Annotated in this window: 1 protein-coding gene; it reads right to left on the reverse strand. The window is 69.8% G+C overall.

Annotated elements, in window-relative coordinates:
- Nucleotides 1-529: condensation domain-containing protein (locus tag NA4_RS38535; RefSeq protein ID WP_157129614.1), on the reverse strand; the 529-nt coding region annotated here is incomplete at both ends.

Here is a 529-nt window from a genome sequence, read left to right on the forward strand (position 1 = left end):
TCCTCGATGCTGCCGGTGGACAGCACGTGCAGATTGCCCACCATCGAGCCGAACACGATCTCGTCGTGGAACAGCATGATGTTGACCCACGGCCCGAAGAACTCCGTGGTCACCACGCCGTCGCCGGCGGCGTCGCGGCGGATGTCCTCGTGGCGGTAGCGCTGGTGACGCAGCGCGCCGGACACTTCGACCTGCACCTGCTTCAGCAGCTCCGACACCGTGGTGTCGTGACCGACGTGCAGCCGCAGCGGCACGATGTTCGACGACACACCGCCGGAGCGGCGCATCGCGGCGGTGGTGCGCGCGGTCACCGGCAGGCTCAGGATGACGTCCTCGACGCCGTTCCACTGCGCCAGGTACGCCGCGAAGCCGGCCAGCAGCAATCCGGCGGGCGACGAATCGTGCCGCGCGACGGCCGCCTCCAGCAGGGCGTTCTGCTCATCGGACAACGCGGCACTCGCGATGCCGTTGATCGCGGCGGGCGGAGCGGAACGGCCGGTCAGGCTGGTGCCTTCCTCCAGCCCCGCCA

Source organism: Nocardia amamiensis NBRC 102102, from assembly GCF_001612745.1.
Taxonomy (GTDB): Bacteria; Actinomycetota; Actinomycetes; order Mycobacteriales; family Mycobacteriaceae; genus Nocardia; species Nocardia amamiensis.